The sequence below is a fragment of the Sphingomonas sp. 22176 genome, assembly GCF_052045505.1.
Lineage (GTDB): Bacteria > Pseudomonadota > Alphaproteobacteria > Sphingomonadales > Sphingomonadaceae > Sphingomonas.
Genome location: NZ_JBQEPL010000003.1, coordinates 394,218 through 410,375 on the forward strand (window position 1 = coordinate 394,218; position 16,158 = coordinate 410,375).

A 16,158-nucleotide genomic window follows, 5' to 3' on the forward strand; every position below is an offset into this window, starting at 1 on the left:
ACTGCCATGTCTGACACTTTGAAGATGATCTTTGGCCGGCTCTCCATCGAGAGCCTGCCGATCCACGAGCCGATCGTCGTCGCCACCTTCTGTGGCGTCGCGCTCGGCGGCATCGCGCTCCTTGGCGCGCTGACCTATTTCCGCCTGTGGGGCTATCTCTGGAAGGAGTGGTTCACCACCGTCGATCACAAGCGCATCGGCATCATGTACATGGTGCTGGGCCTGGTGATGCTGCTGCGCGGCTTTGCCGATGCGATCATGATGCGCGGCCAGCAGGCGATGGCATTCGGCGCCAACGAGGGGTACCTCAACGCGCATCATTATGATCAGGTGTTCACCGCCCACGGCGTGATCATGATCTTCTTCGTGGCGATGCCCTTCGTCACCGGCCTGATGAACTTCGTGGTGCCGCTGCAGATCGGCGCGCGCGACGTCAGCTTCCCGTTCCTGAACAATTTCAGCTTCTGGATGACGGCGGCGGGTGCGGCGCTGGTGATGGCCAGCCTGTTCATCGGCGAGTTCGCGCGGACCGGCTGGCTGGCAATGGCTCCGCTGTCGGGGCTCGACTATTCGCCGGACGTGGGCGTCGACTATTATGTCTGGGCGCTGCAGATTGCCGGTGTCGGCACGCTGCTTTCGGGCGTCAACCTGGTCGCCACCATCGTCAAGATGCGTGCACCGGGCATGGGCCTGATGAAGATGCCGGTTTTCACTTGGACCGCGCTTGCCACCAACATCCTGATCGTCGCCGCCTTCCCGGTGCTGACCGCCGTGCTCGCGCTGCTCAGTCTTGACCGCTATGTCGGCACGCACTTCTTCACGAACACCGGCGGCGGCAACCCGATGATGTACGTGAACATGATCTGGATCTGGGGTCACCCGGAGGTGTACATCCTGATCCTGCCGGCCTTCGGCATCTTCTCGGAAGTCACCTCGACCTTCTCGAGCAAGCGCCTGTTCGGCTACACCTCGATGGTCTACGCCATCCTCGTCATCACCATCCTGTCGTACCTCGTCTGGCTCCATCACTTCTTCACGATGGGCTCGGGCGCGAGCGTGAACAGCTTCTTCGGCATCACCACGATGATCATCTCGATCCCGACGGGTGCGAAGATCTTCAACTGGCTGTTCACCATGTACAAGGGCCGCATCCGCTTCGAACTGCCGATGATGTGGACCATCGCGTTCATGCTGACCTTCGTCATCGGCGGCATGACCGGCGTGATGCTGGCGGTGCCCCCGGCCGACTTCGTGCTGCACAACTCGCTGTTCCTGGTCGCGCACTTCCATAACGTGATCATCGGCGGCGTGCTGTTCGGCCTGTTCGCCGGCATCAACTACTGGTGGCCCAAGGCCTTCGGCTTCAAGCTCGACAAGAAGTGGGGCCTGGTCTCCTTCTGGTGCTGGGTGGTGGGCTTCTGGGTGGCGTTCACGCCGCTCTACGTCCTCGGCCTGATGGGCGTAACCCGTCGTCTCCGCCACTTCGACGATCCGAGCCTGCAGATCTGGTTCGTAATCGCCGCGATCGGCGCCGCGATCATCGCCGTCGGCATCGCTGCCTTCCTGCTCCAGATCTTCGTCAGCATCCGCAACCGCGAGGCGCTGCGCGACGACAGCGGCGATCCGTGGCAGGCGCGTACGCTGGAATGGGCGACCTCGTCGCCGCCGCCGGCCTACAACTTCGCGTTCTCGCCGGTCATCCATGACCTGGATGCCTGGTACGACATGAAGTCGCGCGGCGCGGTGCGTCCGGTCTCGGGCTATCTGCCGATCCACATGCCGAAGAACACCGGCACCGGTGTCATCCTGGCGGGCTTCTCGCTGGTCTTCGGCTTCGCCATGATCTGGTACATCTGGTGGCTCGCGGCTGCGGCGTTCCTGGGCCTGATCGTCACCGCGATCGCCCATACCTTCAACTATGATCGCGACTTCTACATCACGGCAGAAGAAGTGACCGAAACCGAGAATGCGCGCACCACGGTGCTCGCGCGCCATGGAGCCTGACGCGATGAGCGCCACGACCGTATCGACGGGCAAGACCCCCGTCTTCTACCAGCTCGAGGAGGAGCATCACGAACCCGGCGGCAGCACGCTGCTCGGCTTCTGGATGTACCTGATGAGCGACTGCCTCATCTTCGCGATGCTGTTCGCGGCATGGGGCGTCTATGGCACCAGCTATGCGGGAGGTCCCACCTCCCACGAGCTGTTCGAGCTGCCGCTGGTGGCGGTGAACACGGCGATGCTGCTGTTCTCGTCGATCACCTACGGCTTCGCGATGATCGCCATGCAGGAACAGCGCAAGGGTGCCGTCCAGGCCTGGCTGCTGCTGACCGCGCTGTTCGGTGCTGCCTTCCTCGGCATCGAGCTCTACGAGTTCTCGAACCTCATCCATGAAGGTGCGGGTCCCTGGCGCTCGGCGTTCCTCTCGTCCTTCTTCACCCTGGTGGGCACCCACGGCCTGCACGTCACCTTCGGCCTGATCTGGCTGTTCACGCTGATGGTGCAGATCGGTCGCAAGGGCCTGATCCCGGCAAACGTCCGTCGCCTGCAGTGCCTGTCGCTGTTCTGGCACTTCCTGGACGTGATCTGGATCGGCGTGTTCACCTTCGTCTATCTGTTTGGAGCCATGCGATGAGCGCGCACCCCCACAGCCACGCCGGCCATGACCATGGTCACGGCCACGATCATGGCCATGACGCGCCGCACTCGACCCGCGGTGGCTACATCACCGGCTTCCTGCTCTCGGTCGTCCTCACCGCGATCCCCTTCGGGATCGTGATGGGCGGCTGGATCGCCGACACCCGCGTGGCGGTGGCGATCTGCGCGGCGCTGGCGATGGTGCAGATCGTCGTTCACATGATCTACTTCCTCCACATGAACAGCAAGTCGGAGCAGGGCTGGACCCTGATGGCGCTGGTGTTCACGATCATTATCATCGTCATCGCGCTCGCGGGCTCGCTGTGGGTGATGTTCAACATGAACCTCAACATGATGCCCGGGATGGCTTCCGGCGCCGGCATGTGAGCCGGCCGGCTTCCCGCAACTGGATGGCGATCGCGCTGCTGCCGCTGATCGCCATCCTCCTCGGCCTCGGCATCTGGCAGGTCGAGCGACGCGCCTGGAAGCTGGCATTGATCGACCGGGTAGAGCGGGGACTGGCCACGGCGCCGGTTCCCGCCCCCGGGCCCGCCGAATGGTCCGGCGTGAATAGCGAAGCGACCTATCGGCGCGTCAGCGTGACCGGCACCTTCCTTCCCTGCCGCACCAAACTGGCCCAAGCCGTTACCGAAATCGGTCCCGGCAAATGGGTGATGACCCCGCTGGTCACCGCGCGCGGCTTCACCGTCTTCGTCAATCGGGGCTTCCTGCCCGAAGGCCAGGCACTGCCCGACTGCATCACCACCAGCGTGAAGCCGGTCAGCATCTCCGGCCTGCTCCGCCTGAGCGAGCCCAAGGGCGGGTTCCTGCGCGCCAACGATCCCGCCGCCAATCGCTGGTACTCGCGCGACGTGGCTGCCATGGGCCAGGGTCTTCCGCAACTCGCGCCCTATTTCATCGATGCCGATCGCAGCGGCGATGGCTGGCCACGTGGCGGCATGACCGTCGTCCGCTTCCCCAACAACCATCTCGTCTATGCGCTCACCTGGTTCGGCCTGGCGCTGCTGACCGCCTGGTTCGCCTGGCGGGCGTGGCGCGGGCGCGGAGACGCATGACCACAGCGACGCCGGAGGACGCCGCCCGCCGCAACCTGTTGCTGCTGGTCCAGCTGCGCTGGCTGGCAGTGCTGGGGCAGCTGACCACGATCCTCGGCGTCCATCTCGTCTTCGACGTGCGGCTGCCGCTGGTGCCGATGCTCGTCACGGTGGGCGTGCTGGTGGCGCTCAACCTGGCGATGTACCCGGCCCGCGCGCTCCGCCCCGCGACTAATGCGCAGGTGATGGCCGGGCTGCTGGTCGACGTGACGTGCCTCACCGTGCTGCTCTATCTGAGCGGCGGCGCGACCAACCCCTTCGTTTCGCTCTATCTGCTGCAGGTAGTGCTGGGTGCCGTGCTGCTCGAGACCGCTTCCAGCTGGGCGCTCGTCTTTCTCACCAGCGCGGCCTTCGCCTTTCTTGCGGTGGTGCATCGGCCTCTGTCCTTGCCGCCGATGCTCGCGACGTCGCTATCGGGCGCCTTCCTGTTCGCTTTGTGGTTCAACTACACGCTGACCGCGACGCTGATCGTCCAGTTCGTCACCCGTATCGCGCGCAACCTGCGCGATCGCGACGGGCGCCTTGCCGAGCTGCGCCAGCGTGCCGCCGAGGAAGAGCATATCGTCCGCATGGGGCTGCTCGCCAGCGGTGCCGCGCATGAGCTCGGCACGCCGCTCGCCTCCATCTCGGTGGCGCTGGGCGACTGGCGCGCGGACCGGAAGATCGCCAAGGACCCGCAACTCAGCGCCGAAGTTGCGGACATGCAGGCCGAGGTCGCGCGCTGCAAGGCGATCGTCGCCGGCATCCTGTTCGCGGCGGGCGAGATCAGCGGCGAGGCGCCCGAACGCACCACGCTGCGGCGCTTCGTCACGGGGCTGGTGGAGGCCTGGCCGCGCAACGACAGCGTGATCCTCGACTATCGCTTGGGCAGCGACCTGCCCATCGTCGCCGATCGCGCGCTCGGCCAGTCGATCGTCAACCTGCTCGACAATGCCGTGGAAGCCGGCGCGACTCGCATCCGCTTGTCGGTCGGCCAGCAGGAGGGGGTGCTGGTGCTGTCGGTCCGCGACGATGGCCGCGGCTTTCCCGAGGAAATCCTGCCGCGGATTGGCGACCCCTATAACAGCAGCAAGGGCCGGCAGGGCGCCGGACTGGGGCTGTTCCTGACGCACAATGTGCTACGGACGCTTGGCGGCACGCTTACCGCGCGCAATTGCGAAGCGGGCGGTGCCGAGGTGCTGCTCCGCGTGCCGCAGGCCGCGCTCGCACTTGAGGATGAAGGCGAATGACCGCGCATAAGTTACTGATTGTCGAGGATGATGCGGTGTTCGCGCGGACGCTGGGGCGTTCCTTCGAGCGGCGCGGCTATACGGTCGAGGTGCGCAACGGTCCCGAGGATCTAGAACCACTCGCACGCGCGTTCGGGCCGGATCGAGCCGTCGTCGACCTGCGCCTCGGCGGCAGTTCCGGACTGGTCTGCGTCAAGCAGCTGCACGAGATCGATCCGACCATGCGGATCGTCGTGCTCACCGGGTTCGCCAGCATCAGCACCGCGGTCGAGGCGGTGAAGCTGGGCGCCACCAACTATCTGATGAAGCCAGCCAATACCGACGATATCGAGGCCGCGTTCGACCGCGTCGACGGCGATGTCGATACCGAGCTCAAGGCGCGGCCGACCTCTATCCGGACGCTGGAATGGGAGCATATCCACCAGACGCTGGCGGATACCAACTACAACCTCTCCGAAGCGGCGCGGCGGCTGGGGCTCCATCGCCGAACGCTGGCCCGCAAGCTGGACAAGAAGCACCTTTAGGGCGTGGGGCGAGCCCCTTAGCCCTCCAGGACGCGATCGTCGAACAGGCCATAGGCTAGGGTGGAGGCATAGAAGGCCACCGCCCGCTCGCGCGGCATCGTGCCAGCCCATTTGCGCATGTCGAATGCGGCATTCTGCAGCGCCATCAGCGCCTGGCTGGCGACCAGCGGGTCGATCGGGCGAATTGTCCCCTCCGCAATCCCGTCGGACAACATGCCCGCGAAGCGCCGGGCGATCCGGTTCGAGCGATCGAGCATCGTATTCCGAACATGCGGCGGCAGGCCGGAAAGGGCGGTGGTGCGCAGCAGCGGCCCGCGCTCGGAGAACTGATAGTCGAGCAAAGTCGCCAGCGTGCTCTCGATCCGCTGCCACTGGCTGCCGGCATGGCCCTCGGCCAGCCGCTGTGCATCGGCGAGGATGTCGAAGCTGCGCTTGTAGCAGGCGATCACCAGATCGTCCTTGGCATCGAGATGGTGGTAGAAGCTCCCCTTGGTGACGTTGAGCTCGGAGGCGATGCGCTGCACCGAGGCGCCGCGATAGCCGAGCTCGTTGATCAGCCGCGTGGCGGCGAGCAGGAACGCTTCGCGGCCCGGCTCGGGCTCGTCATGAACAAGCTCGAACAATTCCGGCGCCCAGCGCTGGCCGGGTGCGGCGATGCCGTGGCGGAACACGTCCATCAGCCGGGCCTCGACGCGCGGATATTCGTCGATCTCGTAGCGCGTGATCCAGGCGTTCAGCCAGAAGCTGTTTTCGAGCAGCACGTGCGCACGGGCGCCGCGCAGGTCGGTCTCGGCGCGGTTGCCGTCGCTGCCCCAAAGGCTGCGCGTCTTGCGGAACACGTTGCGCCAGCCGGTGAGCAGCTTGCCCTTGAGCGGCTCCTCCATCGCGCGCAGGTCGGACAGCATTGCCACGGCCTGTTCCTCGCCGCGCCCGATCCGCGCCAGCCGCTCCATGTTGATGGCGAGGAAGCGGGCGACGCGCGCCTCGGGCGTCGGCTCGGCCAGCGCCTGGTCGAGGATGTCGTGTAGCCACGCGAGCGTCTGCTCGAACGCAGCGGCGGCCAGGTCTTCCTTGCGCTTGAAATAATAGGTGACCGAGGTGGTGTTGAGCCCGACGCGCCGTGCGACGTCGGCGAAGGTCATGCCTTTCGCGCTCTGCTCGTTGATCGCGGCGGCGGCGGCGGCCAGGATGGCGTCGCGCTTGGCCTGGAACCGCTTGGTGTTGGTGGTCTCGGTCTTGGGCGGCGATTGCATCCCCTCAGCTTAGCCGTTTCCGCTGCGCGCCCAAATGGTTTTTTGCTCTCGGTATGCGGTAATTTGATCGGGCAACGCCCTTTACCGAATATCGGGTACGGGCTAGGCTCGGTCCAAAGAACGACAGGAGAGCGATGCCATGGACTTCACGCTGAACGCGCGCGAAACCCATTTCCGCGACCGGGTGAAGGCCTTCATAGACGCCGAGATCCGGCCGCGCGAGGCCGACTATCGCGCCGCCGCCGCCGCGGGCGAGCGCTGGTCGGTCAATCCCGTACTGGAAGACGTCAAGGCGCGCGCCAAGGCGGCGGGGCTGTGGAATTTCTTCATGCCGCCCCAGTCCGGCCGGGCGCATGTCGATGACAGCTTCGTGTTCGAGGGCGAGCAGCTCACCAACCTGGAATATGCACTCTGCGCCGAGGAGATGGGCCGGATTGGCTGGGCGTCGGAGGTGTTCAACTGCTCGGCACCCGATACCGGCAACATGGAAGTGCTCCATCGCTACGGCACGCGGGCGCAGAAGGATGCGTGGCTGGCGCCGTTGATGCGCGGCGAAATCCGCTCGGCCTTCCTGATGACCGAGCCCGCGGTCGCTTCGTCCGATGCGACCAATATCGAGACGCGGATCGAGCGGGACGGCGACCACTATGTGATCAACGGGCGGAAATGGTGGTCCTCGGGCGCGGGTGATCCGCGCTGCAAAATTTCCATTCTCATGGGCAAGACCGATTTCGGCGCCGCCAAGCACGCCCAGCAGAGCATGATCCTGGTGCCGCTAGACACGCCGGGCGTTACCATCGAGCGGATGCTTTCGGTTTTCGGGTATGATCACGCGCCCCACGGCCATGCCGAGATCGTGCTGCGCGACGTGCGCGTGCCCGCGGAGAATCTGCTGCTCGGCGAAGGCCGCGGGTTCGAGATCGCGCAGGGCCGGCTCGGGCCCGGCCGCATCCATCACTGCATGCGCACGATCGGGGTGGCGGAGGAGGCGATCGGCGCGATGGCCAAGCGGCTCGTCAGCCGCGTCGCGTTCGGCAAGCGCATTTCGGACCATTCGATCTGGGAGCAGCGTATCGCCCGCGCGCGGATCGACATCGAAATGACGCGGCTGCTCTGCCTCAAGGCCGCCGACATGATGGATAAGGCCGGCAACAAGGCCGCCCAGCTCGAGATCGCGATGATCAAGGTACAGGCGCCCGCCATGGCGCTGCAGATCCTCGATGACGCGATCCAGGCGCATGGTGGGGCGGGCGTGAGCGACGATTTCGACCTGGCACATAATTGGGGTAGCGTCCGCACGCTGCGGCTCGCCGACGGGCCGGACGAAGTCCATGCCCGCGCGATCGCGCGCGCCGAGTTCGGCAAATATGCCGAGTTCAAGGCGGACCGTGCCTCTTCCGGCGATCTCGGCGTCAGCCGGTAGGAGGGCGGCATGAAGGCAGCCGTGATGTTCGAGGCCAAGACCCCGCTCGCGATCGAGGAGGTGCAGGTCTCCAAGCCCGGCCCGCGCGAAGTGCTGATCCGCACGGCGGCGGTGGGGGTGTGTCGTTCCGACCTGCACTTCGTCGACGGCGCCTTTCCGCATCCGGTGCCGACGGTGCCGGGGCATGAGGCGGCGGGGGTGGTGGAGGCGGTTGGCTCGGATGTCGCCCATCTGCGTCCCGGCGACCATGTCATCACCTTCCTCACTGCCTTTTGCGGGTCGTGCGAGTTCTGCGTGACCGGCCGGCCGTCCCTCTGCGTCGACCCCTCGACGCGGCGGGCTCCCGATGCGGAGCCACGGCTGAAGCTGGGCGATGGCAGGCCGCTCGCGCCGTTTCTCAACCTCTCCGCCTTTGCCGAGATGATGCTGGTGCATGAAAATGCCTGCGTCGCGATTTCCAAGGACATGCCGCTGGATCGCGCCGCGCTGCTCGGCTGCGCGGTGATCACCGGCGCGGGCTCCATCTTCAACGACAGCCGCTTGCGCCCCGGCGAGAGCGTCGCGGTGATCGGGGCGGGCGGGATCGGCCTCGCCGCGATCAACGCCGCCAAGATTGCGGGGGCAGGCCAGATCCTCGCGCTCGATCCGGTGCCCGAGAAGCGGACGCTCGCGGAGAAGATGGGGGCAACCCACACGCTGGATCCCACGAGCGAGGGCGTTGCCAAGCAGGTGCTCGCGCTGACCGGCGGTGGGGTGCACTATGCGGTCGAAGCCGTCGGGCGACCCGCAACGGCGGAACTTGCCTGGCAGATCCTGCGCCGCGGCGGCACCGCGACGATCCTCGGGATGATCGCACCCGGCCAGAGCGTCAGCCTGCCGGGCCATACCTTCCTCACCGGCAAGAAGATCCAGGGCTCGCTGCTCGGCAGCACCCGCTTTCCGATCGATATGCCGCGGCTGGTCCAGCTCTATCTCGACGGCAAGCTGGACCTCGATACGATGGTCGCCGAACGTATCCAGCTGCCGCAGGTCAACGAAGCGCTCGAAAAGCTGCGGCAGGGCACGAGCGTCCGCTCGGTGATCACCTTCGCATGAGCGACCTCGACGAAACCCGCCTCGCGGCCTGGGCCTCGGCGCAGATCCCCGGATTCGCCGGCCCGGTCACCATCACCAAGTTCCCAGGAGGGCAAAGCAACCCGACCTATCGTGTTGAAAGCGCTAGCGGCGCATACGTGCTCCGCCGCAAGCCGTTCGGCACGATCCTGCCGTCCGCGCACGCGGTCGAGCGCGAATATCGGCTGATCGCCGCACTGCATCCCGCAGGCTTCCCAGTCGCGCGGCCCTATGCGCTGTGCGAGGACCGGCAGGTGATCGGCGCGCCCTTCTACCTGATGGAAATGGTCGAGGGGCGGACCTTCTGGGACGGATCGCTGCCCGGCATGGCGCCGGCGCAGCGCACCGCGATCTACGAGGCGATCGTCGACACGCTCGCCGCGCTCCATCGGATCGACCCGGAGACGGTCGGCCTCGGCGACTATGGCAGGCCGGGCAATTACTTCGCCCGCCAGGTCGAGCGCTGGACGCGCCAGTATCGCGCCAGCCAGACGGAGGACTTGCCCGAGGTCGAAGCGCTGATCGACTTCCTGTCGCGCACCGTGCCGCCGCAGACCCAGACCAGCATCGTCCATGGTGACTACCGCATCGACAACATGATCTTCGCCGCGGATCGGCCGGAGGTGCTGGCGGTGCTCGACTGGGAATTGTCGACGCTCGGCGATCCGCTCGCCGATTTCTCCTATTTCCTGATGAACTGGGTGACCGAGCCGGAAGGTCGCTCGGGCGTGAAGGGGTTGGCGGGGCCGGAGACGGGCATCCCGACGATCGAGGCGATGGTGGCGCGCTACTGCGCCGCCACGGGGCGCGACGGCGTGCCCGACCTCGACTGGTATTTCGCCTACAATCTCTTCCGCCTGACCGGCATCGTGCAGGGGATCAAGAAGCGGATGCTCGACGGGAATGCCTCGAGCACCCTGGCCGCCAAGACGGTCGAACGGTTACCCTGGCTGGCGTCGGCGGCATGGCATTTCGCGCAAAGGGCAGGGGCATGAGCGGCGGTTTCGATTTCACCGGCAAGGTCGCGGTGGTGACGGGTGCGGCCTCCGGTATTGGTAGGGCGACGGTGCGGGCATTTGCCGCGCACGGGGCGAAGGTGGTTGCGGCAGACCGGGATGGTGGCGTGCACGACACGATAGCCGGGCTCGAAGGCGCCCTGGCGATCGAGATCGATGCAGGCGACGAGCGTGATGTGCAGCGACTTGTTGAGACTGCATGCGAACAGTTTGGCGGGCTCGACATTTTCTACGCCAATGCCGGTATTTCCGGCGGGACCGCAGGCATTTTCGACGCGGACGTAGCGCTTTGGACGGAAGTGCTACGGATCAATCTCATCGGTCCCGCTCTTGCCATCAAACATGCGGCGCCTCGGATTGTCGCGCGTGGGGGTGGGGCGATCCTGTGCACTGCCAGCGTCGCCGGGCTGCGTTCGGGGGCAGGCGGCACACCCTATTCGGCGTCCAAGGCGGGCGTGATCAACCTGGTGCAGACCGCCGCACAGCAGCTCGCTACCTCGGGCGTGCGCGTCAACGCGATCTGCCCCGGCCTGATCGAGACCGGCATGACCCAGCGCGCCTTCGACTATGCCCGCGAGCAGGGCAAGGAAGAGAAACTGGGTCAGCTCAATCCGCTGCGCCGCGCGGGGCGGCCGGAGGAAATCGCACAGGTTGCGCTGTTCCTTGCCTCGGACGCCGCAAGCTATGTCAACGGACAGGCAATCGCCGTCGATGGCGGCCTCAGCAGCAGCCATCCGGTAACCCGGCAGGTCTTCGGCAAGCCCGCCTTTTGAGGCGTTTCATGGGGTTCGCGGTTTCGCGATCAGCACTTTTTGGGTAGCCCTATCGCAGGGCGGCGTTGAGGAATGCTTAGGCCCGGCGACCTAGGGTGTGCACCGGAGGTCTGGCCAATCCCTTGACATGGTCGCGCGAATTGGTCAGGCCAGCGGCAACAAACAGCCTATAGAGGTAGCTCGATGAAGATCGTCTCGGCCAAGGTTATCGTGACCTGCCCCGGCCGCAATTTCGTGACGCTGAAGATCCACACCGATCAGGGCGTCTACGGCATCGGTGATGGCACGCTCAACGGCCGCGAACTGGCGGTGGTCTCGTATCTCGAGGATCACGTCATTCCCTGCCTGATCGGCATGGACCCGCGCCGGATCGAGGATATCTGGCAGTATCTTTATCGCGGTGCCTATTGGCGCCGTGGCCCGGTGACGATGCGGGCGATCGCCGCGGTCGACATGGCGCTGTGGGACATCAAGGGCAAGATGGCCGGCATGCCGGTCTACCAGCTGCTCGGCGGGCGCAGCCGCGACGGCGTGATGGTCTATGGCCATGCCAATGGCGCCGACATCGAGCAGACCGTCGACGCCGTCGGCAAATATATCGACTTGGGCTACAAGGCGATCCGCGCGCAGACCGGCGTGCCGGGCATCAAGGATGCGTACGGCGTCGGCCGCGGCACCATGTATTACGAGCCGGCCGATGCGGCGCTGCCCTCGGTCACCGGCTGGGATACGCGCAAGGCGCTCAACTATGTGCCCAAGCTGTTCGAGAAGCTGCGCGCGACCTATGGCTTCGACCATCACCTGCTGCATGACGGCCACCACCGCTACACCCCGCAGGAAGCCGCGAACCTCGGCAAGATGCTCGAGCCCTACCAGCTGTTCTGGCTGGAGGACGTGACCCCGGCCGAGAACCAGGAAGCGTTCAAGCTGATCCGCCAGCACACCGTCACCCCGCTGGCGGTGGGCGAGATTTTCAACACGATCTGGGACGCCAAGGACCTGATCCAGAACCAGCTGATCGACTATCTGCGCGCAACCGTGGTCGGCGCCGGCGGCCTGACGCATCTGCGTCGCCTGGCCGATCTCGCCAGCCTCTACCAGGTCCGTACCGGCTGCCATGGCGCGACCGACCTGTCGCCGGTGACGATGGGCTGCGCGCTGCACTTCGACACCTGGGTCCCGAACTTCGGCATCCAGGAATATATGCGCCATTCCGACGAGACCGATGCGGTGTTCCCGCACGACTATCACTTCGAGAAGGGCTATCTGTTCTGCGGCGAGGCGCCGGGCCACGGCGTCGACATCGACGAGGAACTGGCGGCGAAATATCCGTACAAGCCGGCCTATCTGCCAGTCGCCCGCCTCGAAGACGGGACGATGTGGAACTGGTGAGCCGGGTCGGGGCGGCGCTGCCGTCGCCCCGCCGCTTCGATCAAAAAAAGGCGGCCGTGGAACCCCATGGCCGCCTTTTTTGATTGTGTGTGGGAACGCTCAGTCCTTCCAGGCCCACCAGAGCTGGGCGGGCGGGATGTTCCACCATTCCATCTCATGCTCGATATTGTCCCAGTGCGGCGTGAGGAAGTTCCGCACATTGGGGTTGTACTGGTAGACCAGGAACGCGCCGCCCGGCCGCAGGATCTCGCGCGTCGACTTGGCGATCGCATCGCCGATGCCGTCGGGCAGGGTCGAGAAGGGCAGGCCCGAGGCGATATAGTCGGCTTGCTCGAAGCCGTTGTCGCGCACGATCTTCTGCACATCGGCGGCCGAACCGAGTACCGCGATGAAGCGGGGATCGTCGATCGACTGGCGCAGGTAGCGGATGAAATCGGGGTTTGTGTCGATCACGATAAGCTTGCCGTCGGGGCCGAGGCGCTCCAGGATCGGGCGGCTGAAGGTGCCGACGCCCGGGCCATATTCAACGAACAGCTTGGTGTTCGCCCAATCGACCTTGCTCAGCATCCGGCGAATCAGTCGGCCCGACGACTGGGCGACCGCGCCGACCATGACGGGGCGCTTGAGGAACTGCTGCAGGAAGAACATCGTCGGCGAGGGCACACCGGCCGGACGGCTGCGACGGGCGCTCCGGCGTTTTGCGGTGGCGGTCGAAGGGGGCATGGGCTTCCTTACGAAAATATGACGCGTCGGGGACATCGGTTGCGCAAATTCCGGCGGATATGCAAGCGACCGTCGTCGAAAAGGATCCCGATCCTGGTCACGGCAAAAACGCCGGAGAGCGGCTTTGTTGCCCTGGATGTTTCCGGACCACCGGAGTGGCTAGGAAATCTGCGGCGGGGCGGTTACACCTGCGCGCATGACATCGCTCGATAAGCCCCCTTTAGGCACCTCGACGGTGAAGTGGCGTTTTCCCGATATCCACCCCGAGGGCCGCAAATATGTGCTGATCGCCGCTGCGATCGCCGTTGCCAGCCTGTGGGTTTGGGACGTCCTCACCTGGCCGCTTCTGTTCCTGACGCTTGGCGTCGCCGCTTTCTTCCGGGACCCCGTGCGGGTGACGCCGGTGGAGGAGGGCGTCCTCGTCGCGCCTGCCGACGGCCTCGTCACCATGATCCAGCGTGTGCCGCTGCCGCCCGAGCTCGCCGGCCCGCACGCGCTCGGCACCGAGCCGATGGTGCGCGTGTCGATCTTCATGAGCGTGTTCGACGTGCACGTGAACCGCACGCCGATCACCGGCACGATCCGCCACGTCATCTATATCTCGGGCAAGTTTCTCAACGCCGATCTCGACAAGGCGAGCGACGAGAATGAGCGCCAGCACATGGTAGTCGAGGATCGCGACGGATTGCGGATCGGCTTCACCCAGATCGCCGGACTGGTCGCCCGCCGCATCGTTGCCTTCGTCAAGCCTGGTGACATGGTGGTCGCCGGGCAGCGCATTGGCCTCATCCGCTTCGGCAGCCGCGTCGACGTGTTCCTGCCCGAGGAATATGGCGCGCAGGTGATTCTCGGCCAGCGCACCATTGCCGGCGAGACGATCATCGCCCGCCGCAATATCCAGAACGCCACCGGGGTGGCGCAATGAGCAACGAACGCCCGCGCTTCCGGCGCGGGCTCGAGCGGCGCAGGCTGGGACGCAAGCCGGGATTGCCGCGCGGCATCCCGCTTCGCGCGGTACTGCCCAACGCCGTCACCGCGCTCGCGCTGTGTTCCGGTCTTACCGGCATTCGTTTCGCCATCCTCGGCAATTGGGAAGTGGCGGTGCTGATGGTGCTCGCCGCCGCAGTGCTCGACGGCATCGACGGACGCATCGCCCGACTAGTGCGTGCTGAGAGCCGATTCGGCGCGGAGCTCGACAGCCTGTCGGACGCGATCTCGTTCGGCGTCGCGCCGGCGCTGATCCTCTACCTATGGTCGCTGCAGACGCTTGGGCGGTTCGGCTGGCTGGTTGCGCTGCTGCATGCGCTGTTCTGCGCGCTGCGCCTTGCCCGCTTCAACGCGCAGATCGATCTCGCCGAGCAACCGCACAAGTCGGCGGGCTTTCTCACCGGCGTTCCGGCACCCGCCGGCGCGGCGCTCGCGCTGACCCCCGTGTATCTCTGGCTGTGGACGGGGGCGGCAATCACGCGCGAGCCGCTCGTCATCGCCGGCTGGACCGTGCTGATCGCGATCCTGATGGTTTCCAGCGTCGCCACCTTCGGCCCGAAGATCCGGCTGCGCCAGAATGTTCGCTTCGAGGCGATCGCGGTGCTCGTGGCCCTCGCCGCGGCGCTGGTCTCGGCGCCGTGGACGACGCTGGCGATCGTGGCGATCGCCTATCTCGTCAGCATCCCGTTCAGCATTCGTTCCTACCGCAAGATCAGGCGACTGCGCGTTGCGGGCGGGGACGGGGCATCCGCGCCGGAACCGACCGCACCCTGACGCGCGACAGGCGCGGTGATGGGGCGGGAAGCGCTACCGGCTGCGCCATGCCGAACAATTCGGCGAAGCGATGCAGTTGCGGATGAATGCTTGTGTAGAGCGTCCAGACGGCGGCCGTGAAAGCCAGTCCGAACAGAAAAAAGACAGCGAATCCAGTCATTACCCGGCTCCTGATCTTCAACGCCGATCCCCGCGGAACCCACGAACCTCGAACCGCCGAGAGTCCTGTCTGTTCCATCAATCGCGTTCTGATCGCTGTATGTTCTGTTCCTGTTCCGCCGTCAAGCGATGTTCTGATAATGTTCCAGCTTGTGCCGGGCGGCGCAATCGACTAAGCGGCCCGCCTCAACCCCGCATGGGAAGCATCATAACCCGGTGTTCGGAGCGATTCCGAATTCCCGCTTCCCAGAGGACCAACCGGAAGGAGTTATCCCTATGGCGGCACCTGTCGTCACCATGCAGCAGCTGCTCGAATCGGGCGCGCACTTCGGTCACCAGACCCATCGCTGGAACCCGAAGATGAAGCCTTACATCTTCGGTGATCGCAACGGCGTTCACATCATCGACCTGTCGCAGACCGTTCCGCTGTTCGCGCGCGCACTCGAGTTCGTCAGCTCCACCGTTGCCGCCGGCGGCAAGGTGCTGTTCGTCGGCACCAAGCGCCAGGCGCAGGAGCCGATCGCCGAGGCAGCGCGTCGCGCGGGCCAGCACTTCGTCAACCATCGCTGGCTGGGCGGCATGCTCACCAACTGGAAGACCATCAGCAACTCGATCAAGCGCCTCAAGACGCTCGAAGAGCAGCTGTCGGGGGACACGCACGGCCTCACCAAGAAGGAAGTGCTGCAGCTCACCCGTGAGCGCGACAAGCTCGAGCTCTCGCTCGGCGGCATCCGCGACATGGGCGGCATTCCCGACATCATGTTCGTGATCGACGCGAACAAGGAAGAGCTGGCGATCAAGGAAGCCAACACGCTGGGCATCCCCGTCGTCGCCGTGCTCGACTCGAACGTTTCGCCGGACGGCATCGCGTTCCCGGTTCCGGGCAACGACGACGCCAGCCGCGCCATCCGCCTCTATTGCGAAGCCATCGCCATCGCCGCTACCCGTGGCGGCCGCGAAGCGCTGATGCAGCAGGGCTATGACTTCGGTGCTGCCGAGCAGCCGCCGGTCGAGGAAGCCGTCGAAGGCTGATCGCCCGC

Annotated in this window: 16 protein-coding genes; 14 read left to right on the plus strand and 2 right to left on the minus strand. The window is 65.6% G+C overall.

Features of this window, described 5'->3' with window-relative positions:
• The first annotated feature begins 6 nt into the window (after positions 1–6).
• From cyoB to ACTJKY_RS13805, 6 genes are read left to right on the plus strand one after another with little or no spacing between them, the layout of a single operon-like run.
• Positions 7–2,004, plus strand: coding sequence for a cytochrome o ubiquinol oxidase subunit I (gene cyoB / locus ACTJKY_RS13780; RefSeq protein WP_440846702.1), 1,998 nt, complete (start codon positions 7–9; stop codon positions 2,002–2,004).
• A 4-nt stretch (positions 2,005–2,008) separates the two neighbouring features.
• Positions 2,009–2,635: a cytochrome o ubiquinol oxidase subunit III gene (gene cyoC / locus ACTJKY_RS13785; RefSeq protein ID WP_440846703.1), complete on the plus strand. Its 627-nt coding sequence runs from the start codon at positions 2,009–2,011 to the stop codon at positions 2,633–2,635.
• Entirely contained in the window at positions 2,632–3,024 is a 393-nt protein-coding gene (cyoD, locus tag ACTJKY_RS13790) for a cytochrome o ubiquinol oxidase subunit IV (protein ID WP_121076960.1), read from the plus strand. The genes cyoC and cyoD overlap by 4 nt, the downstream gene beginning before the upstream one ends.
• A gap of 23 nt (positions 3,025–3,047) precedes the next feature.
• Complete coding sequence (locus tag ACTJKY_RS13795) at positions 3,048–3,713, plus strand: SURF1 family protein (RefSeq protein WP_440846851.1); 666 nt, start codon at positions 3,048–3,050, stop codon at positions 3,711–3,713.
• Entirely contained in the window at positions 3,710–4,981 is a 1,272-nt protein-coding gene (locus ACTJKY_RS13800) for an ATP-binding protein (protein ID WP_440846704.1), read from the plus strand. Before ACTJKY_RS13795 ends, ACTJKY_RS13800 begins: the two co-directional genes overlap by 4 nt.
• Positions 4,978–5,505, plus strand: a complete 528-nt coding sequence (locus ACTJKY_RS13805) for a response regulator transcription factor (protein WP_440846705.1) — start codon at positions 4,978–4,980, stop codon at positions 5,503–5,505. Before ACTJKY_RS13800 ends, ACTJKY_RS13805 begins: the two co-directional genes overlap by 4 nt.
• A 17-nt stretch (positions 5,506–5,522) precedes the next feature.
• Here ACTJKY_RS13805 and ACTJKY_RS13810 read toward each other — a convergent pair whose 3' ends face one another.
• Positions 5,523–6,758, minus strand: a complete 1,236-nt coding sequence (locus ACTJKY_RS13810) for a TetR/AcrR family transcriptional regulator (protein WP_440846706.1) — start codon at positions 6,756–6,758, stop codon at positions 5,523–5,525.
• 139 nt (positions 6,759–6,897) lie between these two features.
• Between ACTJKY_RS13810 and ACTJKY_RS13815 the strand changes: the two genes are divergently transcribed.
• From ACTJKY_RS13815 to manD, 5 genes are all read left to right on the plus strand, one after another.
• Positions 6,898–8,181 carry an acyl-CoA dehydrogenase family protein gene (locus ACTJKY_RS13815; protein WP_440846707.1) on the plus strand — a complete coding sequence of 428 codons (1,284 nt, stop codon included), beginning with the start codon at positions 6,898–6,900 and terminating at the stop codon, positions 8,179–8,181.
• Positions 8,182–8,190: 9 nt separating this feature from the next.
• Positions 8,191–9,276 carry a Zn-dependent alcohol dehydrogenase gene (locus ACTJKY_RS13820; protein ID WP_440846708.1) on the plus strand — a complete coding sequence of 362 codons (1,086 nt, stop codon included), beginning with the start codon at positions 8,191–8,193 and terminating at the stop codon, positions 9,274–9,276.
• Positions 9,273–10,289: a phosphotransferase family protein gene (locus ACTJKY_RS13825; protein ID WP_440846709.1), complete on the plus strand. Its 1,017-nt coding sequence runs from the start codon at positions 9,273–9,275 to the stop codon at positions 10,287–10,289. The genes ACTJKY_RS13820 and ACTJKY_RS13825 overlap by 4 nt, the downstream gene beginning before the upstream one ends.
• The gene (locus tag ACTJKY_RS13830; RefSeq protein ID WP_440846710.1) at positions 10,286–11,083 is read left to right on the plus strand and encodes an SDR family NAD(P)-dependent oxidoreductase; all 798 of its coding nucleotides are present in this window, start codon (positions 10,286–10,288) and stop codon (positions 11,081–11,083) included. The genes ACTJKY_RS13825 and ACTJKY_RS13830 overlap by 4 nt, the downstream gene beginning before the upstream one ends.
• A 183-nt stretch (positions 11,084–11,266) precedes the next feature.
• Positions 11,267–12,475, plus strand: coding sequence for a D-mannonate dehydratase ManD (gene manD / locus ACTJKY_RS13835; RefSeq protein ID WP_440846711.1), 1,209 nt, complete (start codon positions 11,267–11,269; stop codon positions 12,473–12,475).
• A gap of 99 nt (positions 12,476–12,574) precedes the next feature.
• Here the strand turns inward: manD and ACTJKY_RS13840 are convergent, their stop codons facing one another.
• On the minus strand, positions 12,575–13,198 hold the full coding sequence (locus ACTJKY_RS13840) for a class I SAM-dependent methyltransferase (RefSeq protein WP_440846712.1): 624 nt from the start codon (positions 13,196–13,198) through the stop codon (positions 12,575–12,577).
• A gap of 196 nt (positions 13,199–13,394) precedes the next feature.
• On the opposite strand from ACTJKY_RS13840, the gene ACTJKY_RS13845 reads away from it, so the two are divergent.
• The 3 genes from ACTJKY_RS13845 (at position 13,395) to rpsB (ending at position 16,150) form a co-directional block, all read left to right on the plus strand.
• Positions 13,395–14,123 (plus strand): phosphatidylserine decarboxylase, encoded by a 729-nt coding sequence (locus ACTJKY_RS13845; RefSeq protein ID WP_440846713.1) that lies wholly within the window; start codon positions 13,395–13,397, stop codon positions 14,121–14,123.
• Entirely contained in the window at positions 14,120–14,959 is an 840-nt protein-coding gene (gene pssA / locus ACTJKY_RS13850) for a CDP-diacylglycerol--serine O-phosphatidyltransferase (RefSeq protein ID WP_440846714.1), read from the plus strand. The genes ACTJKY_RS13845 and pssA overlap by 4 nt, the downstream gene beginning before the upstream one ends.
• A 435-nt stretch (positions 14,960–15,394) precedes the next feature.
• Complete coding sequence (rpsB, locus tag ACTJKY_RS13855; protein ID WP_019369395.1) at positions 15,395–16,150, plus strand: 30S ribosomal protein S2; 756 nt, start codon at positions 15,395–15,397, stop codon at positions 16,148–16,150.
• Positions 16,151–16,158 lie beyond the last annotated feature (8 nt).